Source organism: Gilliamella sp. Gris1-4, assembly GCF_001690335.1.
In the GTDB taxonomy this organism is placed as follows: domain Bacteria; phylum Pseudomonadota; class Gammaproteobacteria; order Enterobacterales; family Orbaceae; genus Gilliamella; species Gilliamella apicola_P.
On the sequence record NZ_LZHA01000071.1, the window covers coordinates 14,872 to 31,650 of the forward strand.

General features: G+C 35.1%; 18 protein-coding genes and 1 riboswitch. Of the genes, 15 read left to right on the top strand and 3 right to left on the bottom strand.

All coding sequences use genetic code 11. The features are described 5' to 3' along the window. Window positions 1-16 precede the first annotated feature (16 nt). Entirely contained in the window at window positions 17-655 is a 639-nt protein-coding gene (locus A9G31_RS08790) for a nitroreductase family protein (protein ID WP_065561321.1), read from the bottom strand. A 250-nt stretch (window positions 656-905) separates the two neighbouring features. Between A9G31_RS08790 and A9G31_RS08795 the strand changes: the two genes are divergently transcribed. The 13 genes from A9G31_RS08795 to thiD all read left to right on the top strand — a co-directional run bounded on the left by A9G31_RS08795 (window position 906) and on the right by thiD (window position 12,938). Beyond that, a complete protein-coding gene (locus A9G31_RS08795) occupies window positions 906-2,348 on the top strand; it encodes an LTA synthase family protein (RefSeq protein ID WP_065561322.1) in 1,443 nt (480 codons plus the stop codon). A gap of 9 nt (window positions 2,349-2,357) precedes the next feature. Then, the gene (locus tag A9G31_RS08800; protein ID WP_065561323.1) at window positions 2,358-2,981 is read left to right on the top strand and encodes a LysE family translocator; all 624 of its coding nucleotides are present in this window, start codon (window positions 2,358-2,360) and stop codon (window positions 2,979-2,981) included. 165 nt (window positions 2,982-3,146) lie between these two features. Further along, window positions 3,147-4,109 carry an arabinose-5-phosphate isomerase GutQ gene (gene gutQ / locus A9G31_RS08805; protein ID WP_065561324.1) on the top strand — a complete coding sequence of 321 codons (963 nt, stop codon included), beginning with the start codon at window positions 3,147-3,149 and terminating at the stop codon, window positions 4,107-4,109. Between the two features lie 186 nt (window positions 4,110-4,295). Continuing rightward, entirely contained in the window at window positions 4,296-4,817 is a 522-nt protein-coding gene (gene aroK, locus A9G31_RS08810) for a shikimate kinase AroK (RefSeq protein WP_065561325.1), read from the top strand. Between the two features lie 70 nt (window positions 4,818-4,887). Next, complete coding sequence (locus A9G31_RS08815; RefSeq protein ID WP_065561326.1) at window positions 4,888-5,736, top strand: SPOR domain-containing protein; 849 nt, start codon at window positions 4,888-4,890, stop codon at window positions 5,734-5,736. Window positions 5,737-5,784: 48 nt separating this feature from the next. Then, on the top strand, window positions 5,785-6,606 hold the full coding sequence (locus tag A9G31_RS08820; RefSeq protein WP_065561327.1) for a Dam family site-specific DNA-(adenine-N6)-methyltransferase: 822 nt from the start codon (window positions 5,785-5,787) through the stop codon (window positions 6,604-6,606). 38 nt (window positions 6,607-6,644) lie between these two features. Next, window positions 6,645-7,322, top strand: a complete 678-nt coding sequence (gene rpe, locus A9G31_RS08825; RefSeq protein ID WP_065561328.1) for a ribulose-phosphate 3-epimerase — start codon at window positions 6,645-6,647, stop codon at window positions 7,320-7,322. Next, window positions 7,315-8,010, top strand: coding sequence for a phosphoglycolate phosphatase (locus tag A9G31_RS08830; RefSeq protein ID WP_065561329.1), 696 nt, complete (start codon window positions 7,315-7,317; stop codon window positions 8,008-8,010). The genes rpe and A9G31_RS08830 overlap by 8 nt, the downstream gene beginning before the upstream one ends. A 23-nt stretch (window positions 8,011-8,033) precedes the next feature. Beyond that, entirely contained in the window at window positions 8,034-9,029 is a 996-nt protein-coding gene (gene trpS / locus A9G31_RS08835) for a tryptophan--tRNA ligase (protein WP_065561330.1), read from the top strand. A 108-nt stretch (window positions 9,030-9,137) separates the two neighbouring features. Next, window positions 9,138-10,499: a Trk system potassium transporter TrkA gene (trkA, locus tag A9G31_RS08840; protein ID WP_065561331.1), complete on the top strand. Its 1,362-nt coding sequence runs from the start codon at window positions 9,138-9,140 to the stop codon at window positions 10,497-10,499. Between the two features lie 37 nt (window positions 10,500-10,536). After that, window positions 10,537-10,637, top strand: a riboswitch (TPP riboswitch). Window positions 10,638-10,692: 55 nt separating this feature from the next. Then, window positions 10,693-11,478, top strand: coding sequence for a hydroxyethylthiazole kinase (gene thiM / locus A9G31_RS08845; protein ID WP_065561332.1), 786 nt, complete (start codon window positions 10,693-10,695; stop codon window positions 11,476-11,478). A gap of 12 nt (window positions 11,479-11,490) precedes the next feature. Beyond that, window positions 11,491-12,132, top strand: coding sequence for a thiamine phosphate synthase (gene thiE / locus A9G31_RS08850; RefSeq protein ID WP_065561333.1), 642 nt, complete (start codon window positions 11,491-11,493; stop codon window positions 12,130-12,132). Window positions 12,133-12,143: 11 nt separating this feature from the next. Then, window positions 12,144-12,938 (top strand): bifunctional hydroxymethylpyrimidine kinase/phosphomethylpyrimidine kinase, encoded by a 795-nt coding sequence (gene thiD / locus A9G31_RS08855; RefSeq protein WP_065561334.1) that lies wholly within the window; start codon window positions 12,144-12,146, stop codon window positions 12,936-12,938. 66 nt (window positions 12,939-13,004) lie between these two features. On the opposite strand, the gene A9G31_RS08860 is transcribed toward thiD, so the two are convergent. Further along, window positions 13,005-13,463, bottom strand: a complete 459-nt coding sequence (locus A9G31_RS08860) for an STY0301 family protein (protein WP_065561335.1) — start codon at window positions 13,461-13,463, stop codon at window positions 13,005-13,007. A gap of 63 nt (window positions 13,464-13,526) precedes the next feature. Beyond that, entirely contained in the window at window positions 13,527-13,718 is a 192-nt protein-coding gene (locus tag A9G31_RS08865; RefSeq protein WP_065561336.1) for a heavy-metal-associated domain-containing protein, read from the bottom strand. A 119-nt stretch (window positions 13,719-13,837) separates the two neighbouring features. Between A9G31_RS08865 and A9G31_RS08870 the strand changes: the two genes are divergently transcribed. Together A9G31_RS08870 and A9G31_RS08875 are read left to right on the top strand one after the other, a co-directional pair. Further along, window positions 13,838-14,776 carry a hypothetical protein gene (locus tag A9G31_RS08870; protein ID WP_065561337.1) on the top strand — a complete coding sequence of 313 codons (939 nt, stop codon included), beginning with the start codon at window positions 13,838-13,840 and terminating at the stop codon, window positions 14,774-14,776. A gap of 280 nt (window positions 14,777-15,056) precedes the next feature. Next, window positions 15,057-16,088 (top strand): AI-2E family transporter, encoded by a 1,032-nt coding sequence (locus tag A9G31_RS08875; RefSeq protein WP_065561338.1) that lies wholly within the window; start codon window positions 15,057-15,059, stop codon window positions 16,086-16,088. Window positions 16,089-16,779: the final 691 nt, after the last annotated feature.

A 16,779-nucleotide genomic window follows, 5' to 3' on the forward strand; every position in this document is an offset into this window, starting at 1 on the left:
ATCCTGACTTTACCTTTTATTTTCCTATTAAAAGCATACCTAGTGGCTTACTGCCTTCAGGTAATTGTAGCTCTTGGCTAATAACTTCTGGTTTAATGGAGTGAATATAACGAGCGCTTAATTTTAGTGCCGACGCAACTAAATAAGCGTTTTGACTCATTGCTCCAACGGCAGTGTAACTAAAGTTAGCGATTTGTTCTGGATTTATATCGGCTAATGCACTAGCATCCGACACAAAAATCAATGAATAGGGTGCTCGCTTTGTAAAACTTTGCAAACCAATATCAGCACGAATATCTTTATTATTAATTTCTTTTAAATAATGACCTTCCCACTCATATAAAAAAGTACCCTTTTCACTGGCGAGGTAGATTCTCACATAAGGAGGTTTACCCTTAACCATCGGTATCGTCCACCCTGTTTTACCACGATTTAAACCACTTGCAGCCCATAGTACTGTCGAAAGTTCGTCATCAGAAATTTTACCAGTAGGAAAGCCACCTCCAGAAGTTGAAGATCGTTTTTTTAAACTTTCAAATAGACTCATTCCATCTTTAGTTTGAGGGGTAGGTAACGCAATATCGGCATAACAAAAAGAGTGTGAAAACAGATATACAAATAAAATAACAACTATTTTCCGTATAAACCACGGCATAACAACCTCGGATATTATCGCAATAAATTCGTCAATATCTTATTGCGAATAGAATTAATTATCAACCTCAAATAATAACAATTATCATTTAAGGTGCTATGGCACTATAATTTTTATTTATACAATATATACTTAATTTCGAATTTCAAAACTACAAATCAAACAATATCAACCGATATTTTTATTTTTTTATTCATTAAGTATATACTTAGGCAAAATTGAGTTCTGAATATATTGAGTAACAAATCTTATGCCATTATCGACATTAATTGTTTTGCCACTTTTTATTATTACAATTGTTTTTGCCTCACTCTTTAAACAGACAAAATGGCAAATGCTAAGCATAATTTTACTAACAATCTTTATTGTAATGGAGCTAACTTCTATCTATTTTAGTGGTGGCTTTATTGATTATCAGTTTTATGTAAATTTAAACATTAATGACATAATCGAAGGGCTATTTATTTTTAAATTACAAGCAGCCTTAGTTATCGTTGTCTTTTTTGCCCTTATTTTTTTGCTATCAAAACTCGCAGATTTATGCAAACGTAAATGTCATTTAGTGTTTCGTCTATTGCTAGCCTTTGTGGCAATAGTATCCATCAGTTACCATAATGGTCCATTCAGTCGCTTATACGAAATCTATCAAGTTACAAGCGCACCTAGTGAGCCATTTGAGCAGGCGTTACAATCACTTAATATGACTCACTATACCAATAAAGATCAGCTTGTTAGCTATCAAGGTAAAAATATTATTGTTTTATCTTTAGAATCATTTGAACAAGGCTTTTTCGATTTTGAGGATATTACCCCTAATTTACAAAAACTTCGCCAAGATTATACCTTTTTTGCTAATATGCCCATGAGTCCAGGAAGCTCATGGACTACCGCATCAATGTACACTTATATGACCGGTATGCCCTTTCTAATTGGTGGCTACACAACATCACCACTAATGCGCGCAGACAAGACCAATCTAGTTAGCCTAGGCGATATACTTAATCAAGCGGGTTATCAAACCCGTTATGTAATGGCTAGCCCTGATTTTGCTGGTATTGGTCACACAGCAGAACTGTTTGGTATGCAAGTCATTTCTGAAAAAAACTATGTCGGCCAATATCCACCAGCACCTTTTGGGCTGTATGACAAGGACATTTTTGATGTAGCGCAAAAACAAATTACTGAAATGCGCAAAACAAAAAAACCTTTTGCTTTATTTATTTCAACTGTTTCAACTCATGCACCAAATGGTTTTGATGATGAAAGAATGAAATCGGTTATTTCACCAAAATCAGATAATATGTCTTTCGTTGCTGCTTCACTAGATCATAATTTGGGAATTTTTATCCAACATCTAAAAGACGAAGGTGTATTAGAAGATACTGTATTTTATATTTTTCCAGATCATTTAATGATGGGAGCTGGTACACCAACAATCAATCGTCTTTCAGAAAAAGAGCGCAAACTTTATTTATTAACAAATGCACATACGCAAGATCTACAAAAAAACACTGAGCAGACTATTTATCAGATTGACTTACCTCGTTTAATTTTAAATGGAGCCCAAGTCAAAACTAACGCTAAATTCTTGACTGACTATTTAACTGAACCTAATTTTGATAAAAAACAGTTTATTGAACAAAATAAATCTAATATTGCAACGCTCAATAATTCAGCACAAGTATTTAAATAGGCACGAAAAATGACGTTTGATACATTAATTTTTGTCTCTACAATTAGCTTTTTAGGTATGATCTCACCTGGGCCTGATTTCTTTTTGGTGTTAAAAAATAGCTTAAGCTATAACCGCAAGATGGCATTGCTCACTTGCCTAGGCGTCATCATCGCCATCTTAGTTCATATGAGCTATTGTATTGCTGGCATTGCAGTACTTATCACCACCACTCCACTTCTTTATAACGCCTTACGCTATGCGGGTGCCACATACTTAATATGGCTTGGCATAAAGGCACTACTCGCTCAAAAACCGAATACCACCTATATTGGTAAGCCACAACTCACGCAGCCAATTTCAGAAAAATCAGCCTTTATGCAAGGTTTTTTATGTAATTTACTTAATCCTAAAGCAACGTTATTTTTTTTAGCTACCTTTACTCAAGTGCTTAATGCAGAATCATCAACACTTGATAAGCTAATCGTTGCGTTTATTATTTGGATTGAAGGTGTTTTTTGGTGGCCTTTTGTCGTCTTTATTTTTCAAAGAAAAAGCGTACAACGACGTTACTTTAAAATTCAATTTATAATTGATAAATTACTAGGATGCATTTTAATTACCCTAGGAATTAAAGTCGCCTTAGGTTTTTAGCTTATTAAAAAGTAACTAGCAAATATTAAGGTTAAAATACATACTTTTTTGAATATTTAAACATTAATTGTTAAACTAATACCTATTCAGTTTTTATAATCATTTCAACCTTGCATCCTGATTATAAATTCACTGATAACTCATTTTATTCAATAGGCTAATTAAATGGATAAATTATTACAATATGGTCGAGAGCTTCTTGAATTAGAGATACACGAAGCACAAAAATTACCAAATCGACTTGGCAGAGATTTTGTTAACGCATGTCAGCTTATTTTGACCACCAAAGGTAAAGTCGTTGTTTCGGGTATCGGAAAATCTGGACATATAGGAAAAAAGATTGCCGCCTCGTTAGCTAGTACAGGAAGCCCTGCTTTTTTTATGCACCCATCGGAAGCTTTGCATGGCGATTTAGGGATGGTAACTCAAAACGACGTAGCCATTTTAATTTCATACTCAGGCCGCGCTAAGGAATTTAATTTAATTTTACCTATTCTTACCGAAATGCAGGTGCCTGTTATTGCTATCACTGGAGGGTTGGATTCACCACTTGCTAAATCAGCCCAAGCAATTCTTGATATTTCAATTGAAAAAGAAGCCTGTCCTATGGGGCTTGCACCAACATCTAGTTCAACTAATACATTATTAATGGGGGATGCGCTAGCAATTGCAGTAATGCGAGCACGAGGTTTTAAAGAAGAAGATTTTGCACGTTCCCACCCAGCAGGTAGCTTAGGTGCAAAATTACTCAATCATGTCAAAGATGTAATGCGAACAGGTGATCGTGTTCCTAAAATACCACAAACTGCAACCGTATTTGATGCCATGCTAGAATTAAGCCGTACGGGAGTAGGACTAGTTGCAATCTGCCAAGATAATAATAAAATAATTGGGGTATTTACCGATGGCGATTTACGTCGCTTATTATTAAAAAATGGTACATTACAAGATAACATTATGGACGTTATGACCAGCCTAGGATATCGAATTCCTGAAAGTTGGAAGGCCGTCGAAGCTCTAAAATTATTTACTGATCATAATATTACTGCCGCTCCGGTTGTTAATAACAACGATGAATTAGTAGGTGTTTTAAACATCCATGATTTGCATCAAGCTGGTATTAGCTAAAAGTATTGGTAAATACCTATTGCCAAAAGGTACTATCTATTGAGATAATTACCGACCTAAATTTTTGTCGTTAGACGGAGATCCAAGAAAAGTTACACAATGATAAGGCAAATGATTCTAGAAATCATAGCAAGTTGACATTGTGTTGTATATTTTTAACCAAAATTAATAGATGATGAAACAACAATGGCAGAAAAGCGAAATATCTTTCTAATTGGCCCTATGGGGGCAGGAAAAAGCACAATAGGCCGACAAATTGCACAACAGTTAGGCATGGATTTTTTTGACTCAGATCAAGAGATTGAAAAACGTACTGGGGCCGATATTGCATGGATTTTTGACCTAGAAGGAGAAGAGGGATTCCGTGCCAGAGAAGAAAAAGTCATTAACGAATTGACTGAAAAACAAGGCGTAGTTCTTGCAACTGGTGGTGGTTCAGTCTTATCTAAAGAAACACGCAATAGATTATCCGCTCGTGGGATTGTTGTCTATCTTGAAACAACCATTGAAAAACAGATGGCAAGAACACAAAAAGATAAACGCCGCCCATTACTACAAGGAAGCAACACACCACGCGAGCTTTACGAAGAGCTAGCTGGAGAGCGAGAACCCCTTTATGAAGAAATTGCTGATATTACAATTAAAACCGATGAGCAAAGTGCCAAAGGCGTTGCTGGTTATATTATTGATAAAATAGAGCAAATTTAAACCATCATTTTCATTTTTGGTGGCAAGTTATCGCGAAGCAAAAAGCCTATTGCTAGGTTGAGGAGTAAGTATGCGTGTAGATAAAGAGGATCGTTATATATCAGAACAACCTAATAAAGGCGCTATCCTCACATTAAAATTATTAAGAACATTGAATGATTTGATTAATAAAAAGTTAATCATAATTATTCTGTCAGCTGCTATTATTCTGTTATTGCTTTGCTTTATTTTATTCAATTCTGCAAAAAAAGATGAACCAACACCATTAACACCACCAGAAATCAATGGTGTTGCAACATCGCAAGCGCCAGATAATTCCGCAGTTCATGATCAAAATGATCTAACAATGAATACAACGCAAAATACCGGCTCAGACGCACAAATTAATCAATCGATTAACCAACAACGTTCTGAAATACCTAATGATAAATATGGCAATTTAGATTCAGCCGATAATCAAGGCAATCCCTCTAAAATATCCAGTAATAAAATTGAACCATTATCGCCACCAAATATCATTGGGTCTTCTGATTCAAATAGCGTTAAAAAGGATAAGAATTCAACTAAAACTAGTACAAATAAAAACAATACTGATAAAAAAGCACTTCATCATAAAACAAATGAAAATGTGACTTCAGCAAATAATTTGAAACTAGATAATAATAGTTACAGTATTCAACTGACAGCGTCAAAATCAGTCGACGGTCTAAAAAAGCTAGTTGACCAACATCATATAACTAATTATCAAATTTATGAAACCAAACGGAATAATAAAAAATGGTATATTTTAATTAAAGGCAACTACTCTTCATCTGAAGAAGCGCATAAAGCAATCAAGTCTTTACCGAGTGCACTACAAAAAGACAAACCATGGGTCAAATCTAGTGCAACAATTAATAAAGAAAAAGCAGCAAAATAACCAAGGATATCGTTTATTTATCCGATCAACGACAAATAGGAGTATCCGTTGAAGAAGCAACGAGCCTTTTTAAAATGGGCTGGAGGAAAATATGAACTTGTGGAGACAATTAAACGGTATCTACCAGAGGGCGATCAACTAATAGAGCCTTTTGTTGGAGCTGGTTCTGTTTTTTTAAATACTAATTACAAAAGTTATATCTTAGCAGATATCAACCATGACTTAATTTCGTTATTTACATTATTAAAAACAAGTCCAGATCAATTTATCCGTGATCTTAGATTACTATTTGTTGCTCAAAATAATCATCCGGATGCGTTTTATCAGCTGCGTGATGTATTTAATGGAAGTAAAGATCAGTATATTAGATCGCTTTTATTTGTTTATTTAAATCGGCATTGTTATAACGGTTTATGTCGTTATAACAACAATGGACTATTCAACGTACCGTTTGGGCGTTATAAAACAATTTATTTTCCTGAAAAAGAGCTTTACTTTTTTGCAGAAAAAGCTCAAAGGGCAGAATTTATTTGCGCACCTTACCACGAAGTAATGAAGAAAGCGGCACAAAATTCAGTAATTTATTGTGATCCACCCTATATACCTCCGAATGAATCAGCTGGATTTACGGCTTATTATTCAAATATATTTGGATTTGAAGAACATAAAAACTTGTCGGAATTAGCTGAAACTATAGCATATAAAAAAAACATACCAGTGCTTGTGTCAAATCATTATACTGATTACACAATGAGCCTATACAGCAAAGCAAGCGAGCTTTATCGAACAGAAATGCGACGTTCAATTAGCTGTGCCGGTAAAGGACGAAAAAAAATTGACGAGATTCTAGCATTATACAAAAAGTCTTAAATAGGCTTGAATATAAGGCGAGTTATTAGAGGTAAATTATGAAAGAATACATTATTGCTCCATCAATATTATCAGCTGATTTTGCTCGCCTTGGTGAAGATACGCAAAAAGTGCTAGATGCAGGAGCTGATGTAATACATTTTGATGTTATGGACAACCATTTTGTACCTAATCTCACAATGGGGTCAATGTTTTGTAAAGCTTTACGAGACTATGGTATTAAAGCCCCTATTGATGTACATTTGATGGTATCGCCTGTTGAAGAGATAATTACCTCATTTGCTAAAGCTGGCGCAACCAATATATCTATCCATCCAGAAGCTACTGTCCATTTGGATCGTTCATTACAGTTAATTAAAGATCATGGCTGCACAGTTGGTATTGTACTTAACCCTGCTACACCACTTGATTATTTAGATTATGTCATGGATAAAATTGATATTATTTTATTAATGAGTGTTAATCCAGGTTTTGGAGGCCAGTCTTTTATACCTTCAACAATTAAGAAATTACAACAAGCCAAACAACGTATTATTGAATCTGGACGCAATATTCGTTTAGAAATTGATGGCGGCGTAAAAATTGACAATATTGCCGAAATAGCTAGAGCTGGTGCCGATATGTTTGTTGCTGGTTCAGCTATATTTAGCCAACCCGATTATAAAACAGTTATTGACGCCATGCGTAAAGAATTAGCAGGAGTTGAACATGAATAAACTAGAAAATATTCAAGCAGTAGCTTTTGATTTAGATGGTACATTAGTTGACAGCGTACCAGGACTAGCATTAGCAACACAAAACATGTTAGCAGACTTGAATCTACCTACAATCAGCAACGAACAAGTCAAAAATTTTGTAGGCAATGGTATTGATATTATGCTAGAACGAGTATTCAAAGCAATTGAAGTCGATCCATCAACAGAACTATTTGCCAAAGCTAAAGATCTATTTAATCAACACTATGATAAAGTCATCGATGCAGAAACAAAACTATTTCCCAATGTTAAAGAGACCTTAAAAGTACTTCACGATAATAACTATCCACTAGCATTAGTAACCAATAAACCGGCACAGTTTTTGCCTGCTTTGCTGACTTCTTTAGGCATAAAAGAGTACTTTTCATTAGTGCTTGGCGGAGGAGATGTGATCAAATTAAAACCACACCCTGCCCCTTTATACCAAGTAATGGCTAAATTTGGATTATTCTGTGATCAGTTACTTTTTGTTGGTGATTCAAAAAATGATATTACTGCAGCCCAAAATGCTAACTGCCCAACTGTTGCATTAAGCTATGGTTATAACTATGGCATATCGATTGCCACTAGCAACCCTGATTTCTTATTTGACGATTTTAAAGACATATTAACATTATTACCTCAGCCAAAAGCTAAGGCAAAAAAATAATTAGCATAGATTAGGAATAAATTATGAGCAAACCGATTGTATTTAGTGGCGCTCAGCCATCAGGAGAACTAACACTTGGTAACTACTTAGGTGCTTTAAAGAATTGGGTCGCTCTGCAAGGCGAATATGATTGCATTTATTGTATCGTCAATCAACATGCAATTACCGTACGCCAAGATCCGAACAAATTACGTAAAGCCACATTAGACACACTCGCTCTATATTTAGCTTGTGGTATTGATCCGCAAAAAAGTACCATTTTTGTACAATCACAAGTGCCTGCACATGCAGAACTTGGCTGGGCATTAAATTGTTACACCTATTTTGGTGAACTTAGCCGTATGACTCAATTTAAAGACAAATCATCTCGTCATTCTGAAAACATCAATGCGGGATTGTTTGATTACCCAGTACTGATGGCTGCGGATATTTTGCTCTATCAAGCAAATTTAGTACCTGTAGGTGACGATCAAAAACAACATCTCGAATTATCACGCGATATTGCTATGCGATTTAATGCGCTTTACGGTGACATATTTACTATTCCTGAGCCATTTATTTCGAAAGTGGGTGCTCGCGTCATGTCACTACAAGAACCCACTAAAAAAATGTCTAAATCAGACGAAAACCGCAATAACGTAATTGGTTTACTCGAAAATCCAAAAGATATCGAGAAAAAAATCAAACGTGCAATGACCGATTCAGATGAGCCACCTGTGGTACGTTACGATCTAAAAAATAAAGCTGGTGTTTCAAACCTACTTGACATTTTAACTGGCGTGACAGGTAAGCCTATCAGCGAACTTGAAAAAGAGTTCGAAGGCAAAATGTATGGCCACCTTAAAACCGAAGTAGCAACACAAGTCATTGATATGCTAGCTACACTTCAAGCAAAGTATCATCAGTATCGAGATGATGAAAGTTATCTAATTTCAATAATGCAAGAAGGGGCAGAAAAAGCACGCTCAAAAGCCGAACCAACTTTGAAAAAAGTTTATAATGCGATCGGTTTTGTATAATTGAAAAATTAATAACTGATTGTTACTAAAAATAAAACAGTATGCAATGGCTTTAATATACAAGGAAAATGGGTAACAATTGAAGCCATTTAAATATACAGGTTAGTTATGAAGATTATTATTCTTGGTGCAGGACAAACAGGTAGTGCGCTTGCTGAATATCTTGTTACCGAAAAACAAAACGATGTCACGGTGATTGATGAAAATTATGATAAATTGCAATCATTACAAGAACGTTTTGATTTACAGGTGATTTGCGGAAAATCATCTTACCCACAAGTTTTAGAAAGCGCTGGTGCTGAATCAGCTGATATGCTTGTTGCTGTAACTAACTCTGATGAAGTCAACATGATGGCCTGCCAAATTGGTCATGTCATGTTTAACATTCCACAAAAAGTCGCGCGCATTAGAGCACCTGAATACAATGACGAAAACTACCCTCTTTTCAACAAAGATTGTATAAATATAAATCACATTATTGCTCCAGAAAATCTTATCACCAACCATATTAGTCAATTAGTACAATATCCTGGTTCGCTACAATTTGCATCTTTTTACGACAATCGTGTCTGTTTAGTTGCCGTCACCGCTTATTATGGTGGTGCTTTAGTAGGTAGTGAGTTATCAGAACTTAAAGAACATTTACCGCATGTTGAAGCTCGAGTAGTAGCTATTTATCGTAAAAACCGTTTTATCCGACCGCTTGGTTCAACACTTATAGAAGCGGGCGATATGGTCTACTTTATAACTCCCCCCGTTAATATCAAAGCGGTGACCAGTGAGTTACAAAGGTTAGAAAAACCATATAAACGAATAATTATCAGTGGCGGTGGTGGGGTCGCTGTCGCTCTAGCAAAACGTTTAGAAAATAACTATCAAGTCAAATTAATTGAGCGAAATGCCGAACGAGCAGAATTAATTGCCGAGCAACTTGTTAATACAACAGTATTACATGGTGAATCATCGGATCAAGAATTGCTCTCACAAGAACAAGTTGAACTTACTGATCTATTTATCGCTGTTACCAGTGATGATGAATCCAACATCATGTCCTCCATGTTAGCCAAAAGAATGGGAGCGAAAAAAGTAATTGTATTAATTCAACGCCAAGCCTACCTCGAACTAATTAATGATAGTGTGATTGATATTGCGATTTCCCCACAACACGCCACAATATCTGAACTATTAAGCCATGTTAGACAAACTGGGGTTGTTAAAGTTGTTTCATTAAGACAAGGAGAATCCGAAATTGTCGAAATTATTGCCAATGGTAATAGTGAAACATCAAGACTGGTTGGCAAAAATATTAATGGCCTAAAACTCCCATCGGGTGCAACCATTGGAGCTGTAGTGCGTGGAGAAGATGTTATTATCGTTAATACTGATTTAACCATAGAAGACAATGATCATCTAATCATCTTCTTACCAGATAGAAAAGCAATTACTGATATTGAAAGATTATTACAATAGCTTGTTAAAAACAAATAATCAGTTCATAATAAAAATTCATTTTGACTCGGGGTGTTTTTTGTCTAAACAAAAACTGAGATTTCACCCGTTGAACCTGATCTGGATTATACCAGCGTAGGGAAGTCTAAGCCATAAAAGCCTTAAATTGGCAAATTCTTCCCGACATTTATAAATTAATAAGAAAGGAAGAAATATGTCAGCAGTCAAATCATTCCAAATTACCCAAACCGCTTCTTTTATTAATCATATAAAACAACAACGCCCACTAGTGCATTGCATTACTAATGATGTAGTCCAAAACTTTACCGCCAATGTACTACTTGCTATTGGTGCATCTCCAGCAATGGTGATTGCCGAACAAGAAGTTGCTGAATTTGTCAACATTGCCGATAGCTTACTGATTAATATTGGCACTATTCACAGCAACACAGCTCAAAGTATGCTATTAGCGGCCACCAAGGCACAGCAAACACAAACCCCATGGGTACTCGATCCGGTTGCTGTAGGAACTGCACTTAATTATCGAACTGAAATTGCACATCAATTATTATCATTTAATCCCACAGTAATACGAGGTAATGCTTCAGAAATATTAGCATTAAATGGTCAAAAATCTTTCTCAAAAGGCCCCGACGGTCAAGACACAACTCAATCAGCTTTAAACGCTGCCCAAGAGCTTGCGCAAAAATATCAAACTATTGTCGCAATGACTGGCGATCTTGACTACATAACTAACGGAAATAGCACATATAGTATAACTGGTGGTGATATTACTTTAACAAAAGTAACAGGTACAGGATGTTCATTATCTGCAATGGTAGCGGCTTTCATAGCTAATTCGCCTGACCCATTATCAGCCACTGCCTGTGCATGTTTTATGATGAAAAAAGCTGGTGAACTAGCTAATAAACAACAAGGATTAGGAACTTTCTCGATATCACTATTAGATCAACTCTCAACATTTAACCCATCGCTTTAATAAGGAAATCAAATGAAAAAACGACTGGATTTAACCCTCTATTTAGTCCTTGATCCATTATTATGCGGTGGCATTAATGGCATGGTAAACACCACAAAGATTGCTGTTTCAAATGGTGTGACTGCAATACAGTTAAGATCTGAACGTGAGTTTAGCGGTAAAGATTGGTACTACGCTGCCTTAGCATTGAAAGAAGCATTAAACGACACCTCTGTTCCACTATTTATAAATGACCATGTAGATATTGCTTTAGCGGTTGATGCCGATGGTGTCCATATTGGGCAAAGTGATTTGCCTGTTGATGTAGCTCGACAACTTATCGGCAAAGATAAATGGTTAGGCCTTTCGGTAACTAACCAACAACAACTTGAAGCAGTTCCTTGGCAGCAGGTTAATTATATTGGCATAGGCCCTATCTTCCCAACCACAACCAAAAAAAATGCAACGGTAGCAATAGGAACTGAACAATTAACTGAATTAGTCAAACTAAAACAGTGCCCAACTGTTGCCATTGGTGGTATTGATGAAAGCAATGTAACTAGCATTATTCAAACGGGCATTGACGGCGTTGCTGTAGTTTCGGCTATTTGTGGCAAAAAAGATATTCAACAAGCAACATTATCGCTTATCAACAAAATCAAACAAGCTAAATAGGAAATACGATCATGACAACAATTGCATTAACCATTGCAGGATCTGATCCTAGCGGTGGTGCAGGTATTCAAGCCGATCTAAAAACTTTTTCTGCACTTGGTGCGTATGGTATGTCAGTTATCACCGCCCTAACAGCACAAAGCACCCAAGGGGTTGATGCGGTATTAGCTATATCGCCCGAATTTATTGAAGCCCAATTTAATACACTTTATCAAGATATTCAAATTGATAGCTTAAAAATGGGTATGCTAATGAATAAAGAAATAGTCACAACCGTTCACCACCTACTTAAAACAAACCCTATTCCTGCTATCGTGTTAGATACTGTAATGGTTGCTAAAGGTGGACATCCCCTTTTAAAGTCTGATGCCGTAACAGCTATTCGTGAGCTTTTATTACCCTTAGCCACAATTATTACTCCCAATCTACCAGAAGCAGCAGCGCTACTCGATTGTGATGAAGCTAAAACTGAAGATGAAATGCAAAAACAAGGGCATGAATTACTCAAGTTAGGCTGTAAAGCGGTATTAATGAAAGGTGGACACTTACCAAGCAAAGAAAGCCCTGATTATTTGATCACACACAATAATATAATAAGAATGACCTTTCCACGCATCCAAACTAAAAATACTCACGGAACGGGGTGCACATTATCAGCAGCTATTGCAGCATTATTACCTAAAAATAATTTAGAAGAAGCAATCGCCCAAGCAAAAAATTATCTACAAGGCGCAATTAGCCATGCCGATGATTTAAATATAGGGAAAGGAATTGGACCAACGCATCATTTTTACCGCTGGTGGTAATTGTTCAAAATATTAATGGGATTTACGTTACTAACTATTGCATATAACAACAAATCCCATACGCAACTAATGCAGATCTTTTGCTTCACTCGTACTACAACTGAGCGTTCCTCGCTTTCCTTGCTCGTCTTCAAAATAATCAGCCCAACAACTTTTCATTGATAAATCAATTTGTTTTATCAACTCAACTCTAGTTCCATTATAAGAACAACTAACATAATAAGGTTCAACATCTGTCTTATAATTAACTTCCCATATTAACTCATGTTTCTTACCGTCAACCGTTCCTTTTGCAGGAACTAAAGCCACCATTCTAGAAGGCTTATCGTAATAAACAATCATACTAAAAAACGATGCCTCCTTACTATTTATATCATTAGAGACTTCCCACCCATCAGGCATATTTACAACTTCTTCTTTAATATTAAATTTTTGTGGACAATCAATCTGATAAGCATTAACAAAAAAAACTGCACCACACCAAGCTATAACAGCTACAGCGATATTCAAAATTTTAACTTTCATCTTATCTATCCACTAATAACAGCATATTAATAAACTGAAAAAACCTTACTAACGTTTCACTATCTAAACAACCGCATAACCAGCTTGGTTAATAGCCTCAATTATAGCAACCTGCGATATAGTGCTATTTGCAATATCAACCTCGTGCTTGGCTAAATCAACAGTCACTATTGCCTTTGGATCAACCTCATTAATTGCTTTTGTTATTGCTTTAACACAATGTTGACAACTCATATTATCGACGATTAATTTCATACATCCTCACTATTTACGGGTTAATAGTAAAAAAATTCATATAAAAGCCTAAAATTACCACAAATTTACCTACAATATGATAGCATCATATTCCTTTTTTAATATTTATAATAAATTTTATGATGAAGAAAATAAAATACAGTTTACTACTAGCTTTTGGCCTAACACTTGTTAGCTGTTCTGAACCTAGCTCTATCGACCGTTGGATTGACAATCCTACTGCTAACGAAATAAAAGTCACTATCGATGGTAAAGAACTAACTATCCCTGCCAAATCAGGTGTTAATTATACATTTGAATACGGCAAACATACCTTATCGTATAATAATGACGACTTCAATTTTGTCGTAAAACCGGCTCAATTTGGAGAATCAGGTTTTATTAACCCAACTCAAAGCAACTATTATTTATATACAGTCATCTATTCAACCTCTGAAATTAGTGATGAGGAATACGAAAAGATCTTAAAACAAAACAGAGAAATCAATAAAATCCCAGCCATTATTGATGGTAAAGAACAAGAAATAGAAATGCCAGCAAAATTAATCAATGATATATTGATTGAAAGGAGTGATTATCATTGGAATTATTCTTATGATCAGGCCTTCCCAGAAGAAATAACCCAAGACCTAAGATTAAAGAAAAACCAATCTTATCAAGAAAGTTTTAGAAAATTATATCGTGAAAGCGACTTTATTGAGCTCATAAAAGAAGATGAACAAGAAGACATTAGTTTTCCTTACCAACCTAAAAAATTCAGCGAGATAAGCCAATATGTTATTCCTAAGGTTAACTTAAATAACATCAAATGCGAAGAAGGTCGCAAATATATGGAAGGCCTGTTAAATGATTGGAATCACCTTTTGACATTAAAAGGTAGTGATTTTACAAAACCATACAATAATTTAGCCTCAAATGATGCAATGGCGAAAAGCTATTCTTCTGTAGACAAATGCACAAAAGAAAACGATCCTGAGCAAAGTTACCGTAAAGAATTAAGGCAATTTGTTGATGCCCTCCGAAGTACTCGCGATGTTAATTTTTATGTAATTAAATAGCATTGCCTTAGTCATTTCCAAAATATAAAAGAGGTTGTTAAACAACCTCACTTTAAAGATATAAGATTATTTTAAATAGTTTTATACCTTAGCATTTATATGACAGACTACATTCCCATATTTTTATCACTATAAAAAATATTTGTTAAAACTGACTTTGTTTAGCTAGTAATAATAAGCGGATGAATAACTAACCATCTGTTATAATTTTATCTATTTTTACTTCATATACTCATAGTTTTAATATATTGAATTGATTATTAAAGGAAATAATTCAACAATGTTACTTAATAACAATCAAAAATTAGGTCTGTTTTGCCTTGCTCTATTTTCGGTTAGTTTCATTATTTTAATGCAAGTGCATTTAATGCCTGCAGTAATTGCAGGCTTATTAACCTATACGTTAACACAAAAATTAGATGATTTTTTATCACAAAAAATGCTACGTTTTAGCCATAGGTCAAAATTAATTTCGGTATTAGTACTTACCACTTTAATTATTGGCATTTTTATTGGTGGATTTTGGTATTTATTTGCTTGGTTTGTCGATATGGCTAAACATCCAACCGAAACGTTAACGAATCTAAAATTATTGGTCAACAATGTAATCAACAGCCTACCACCAAGTATTACCCATTATTTACCTAATGATCTCGATGAAGTTAAATCAACTATAATGATTTATCTTAAAGATCATGTATTTTATCTACAATCTGTTATCAAAAAAGTATTTCATGATTTAATTATATTAATTGTAGGAATGATCATCGGATTAATTTTGGGCTATAAAGAAAATCAACGCAACACTAATCAGAATCAAATTACACAAAGGCCATTAACTAAAGCCTTGAAAAGCAGTCTAAATCGATTAGTGGTGGTTTTCCAATATGTAGCTATCTCTCAAGTTGTGATTGCGTTATTTAATACCGTAATGACCGCCATTTTACTATTTATTATTCTGCCTTTGTTTGGTATTCATTTACCGTTTAGTAAAAGTTTAGTGCTAGCAACATTTATTTTTGGTCTAATACCAATTATTGGAAACCTGATTGTCAATACAATAATCTTTTTTGTCGCATTTACCGTATCATTTTCTGTTTCAATAGTAATTATTGTTTATTTAATTTTAATCCACAAAATGGAATATGTACTTAATGCTAAAATTGTCGGCACTAAAATCCGTGCAGGTATATGTGAATTATTAATTGCGATGCTATTTTTAGAAACTCTTTTTGGTGTCATTGGTTTAATTTTTGCGCCTATTTTTTATGCATTTATAAAATTATCACTAAAAGAATTACGTATTATTTAAATTTATTCAAATTAAAATCGGGTTATTATGTTTGGCTAAAAAGCTCCAACAAATCCATCAAACTTAGCGAATATATCAAAAAACAGTATTGATACCATAAGGCACGTTATTGATAGGGTTAGTTTTGGTTGATGGGATAGGTGCTTTTTAAAGGCATAAAATCGCTCCGGTATATTATTGATTTTATTGAAGTTTTTCGAATGCTTTTTGTTAAATAAAAATAATCAAAAAAAACAATCGGCTATGCTATCTGCCTTATTCCGGCGTTAGACAAATTTGTCTGGAACAAATTTGAACATCTGAGCATAGCGAAGATGGCCTCGTAGAGGCGAGTATCAGGATGATACGAGTAATTGCAAAGGGAATTCGCTTTAATTCCCTTTGCTCGGACGTTGTCACTGTAGCTATTTTATTCACCAAAGTTTAAAACGTCCGAAACCTTGCCGAACTAAAATAGACCACAGCTTTAAACCGCCACAGCGTAATCCACTAAAACCGCCATCGACACTTTCAGCGTCGGCGGCGGGGGGCGGCGCTATTGTGGCTCTGCCACAACGGCGCAACCCTAAGGAAAACGCCCCAACTTACGCGGGGGCTTGATTCTTTGTTATATTATCCTCTCAGGCACCATAACCCCTTCCGCGCCCTAAGGATTAAGAACTAAACGCTAAAAACTAAGGTGCGGTGCAAA

Coding starts and splice junctions, on each gene's coding strand:
- aroK (WP_065561325.1), top strand. CDS start 4,296: ATGGCAGAAAAGCGAAATATCTTTCTAATTGGCCCTATGGGGGCAGGA.
- A9G31_RS08870 (WP_065561337.1), top strand. CDS start 13,838: ATGATGAAGAAAATAAAATACAGTTTACTACTAGCTTTTGGCCTAACA.
- thiM (WP_065561332.1), top strand. CDS start 10,693: ATGTCAGCAGTCAAATCATTCCAAATTACCCAAACCGCTTCTTTTATT.
- rpe (WP_065561328.1), top strand. CDS start 6,645: ATGAAAGAATACATTATTGCTCCATCAATATTATCAGCTGATTTTGCT.
- A9G31_RS08860 (WP_065561335.1), bottom strand. CDS start 13,463: ATGAAAGTTAAAATTTTGAATATCGCTGTAGCTGTTATAGCTTGGTGT.
- trpS (WP_065561330.1), top strand. CDS start 8,034: ATGAGCAAACCGATTGTATTTAGTGGCGCTCAGCCATCAGGAGAACTA.
- trkA (WP_065561331.1), top strand. CDS start 9,138: ATGAAGATTATTATTCTTGGTGCAGGACAAACAGGTAGTGCGCTTGCT.
- gutQ (WP_065561324.1), top strand. CDS start 3,147: ATGGATAAATTATTACAATATGGTCGAGAGCTTCTTGAATTAGAGATA.
- thiD (WP_065561334.1), top strand. CDS start 12,144: ATGACAACAATTGCATTAACCATTGCAGGATCTGATCCTAGCGGTGGT.
- A9G31_RS08865 (WP_065561336.1), bottom strand. CDS start 13,718: ATGAAATTAATCGTCGATAATATGAGTTGTCAACATTGTGTTAAAGCA.
- thiE (WP_065561333.1), top strand. CDS start 11,491: ATGAAAAAACGACTGGATTTAACCCTCTATTTAGTCCTTGATCCATTA.
- A9G31_RS08800 (WP_065561323.1), top strand. CDS start 2,358: ATGACGTTTGATACATTAATTTTTGTCTCTACAATTAGCTTTTTAGGT.
- A9G31_RS08875 (WP_065561338.1), top strand. CDS start 15,057: ATGTTACTTAATAACAATCAAAAATTAGGTCTGTTTTGCCTTGCTCTA.
- A9G31_RS08830 (WP_065561329.1), top strand. CDS start 7,315: ATGAATAAACTAGAAAATATTCAAGCAGTAGCTTTTGATTTAGATGGT.
- A9G31_RS08815 (WP_065561326.1), top strand. CDS start 4,888: ATGCGTGTAGATAAAGAGGATCGTTATATATCAGAACAACCTAATAAA.
- A9G31_RS08795 (WP_065561322.1), top strand. CDS start 906: ATGCCATTATCGACATTAATTGTTTTGCCACTTTTTATTATTACAATT.
- A9G31_RS08790 (WP_065561321.1), bottom strand. CDS start 655: ATGCCGTGGTTTATACGGAAAATAGTTGTTATTTTATTTGTATATCTG.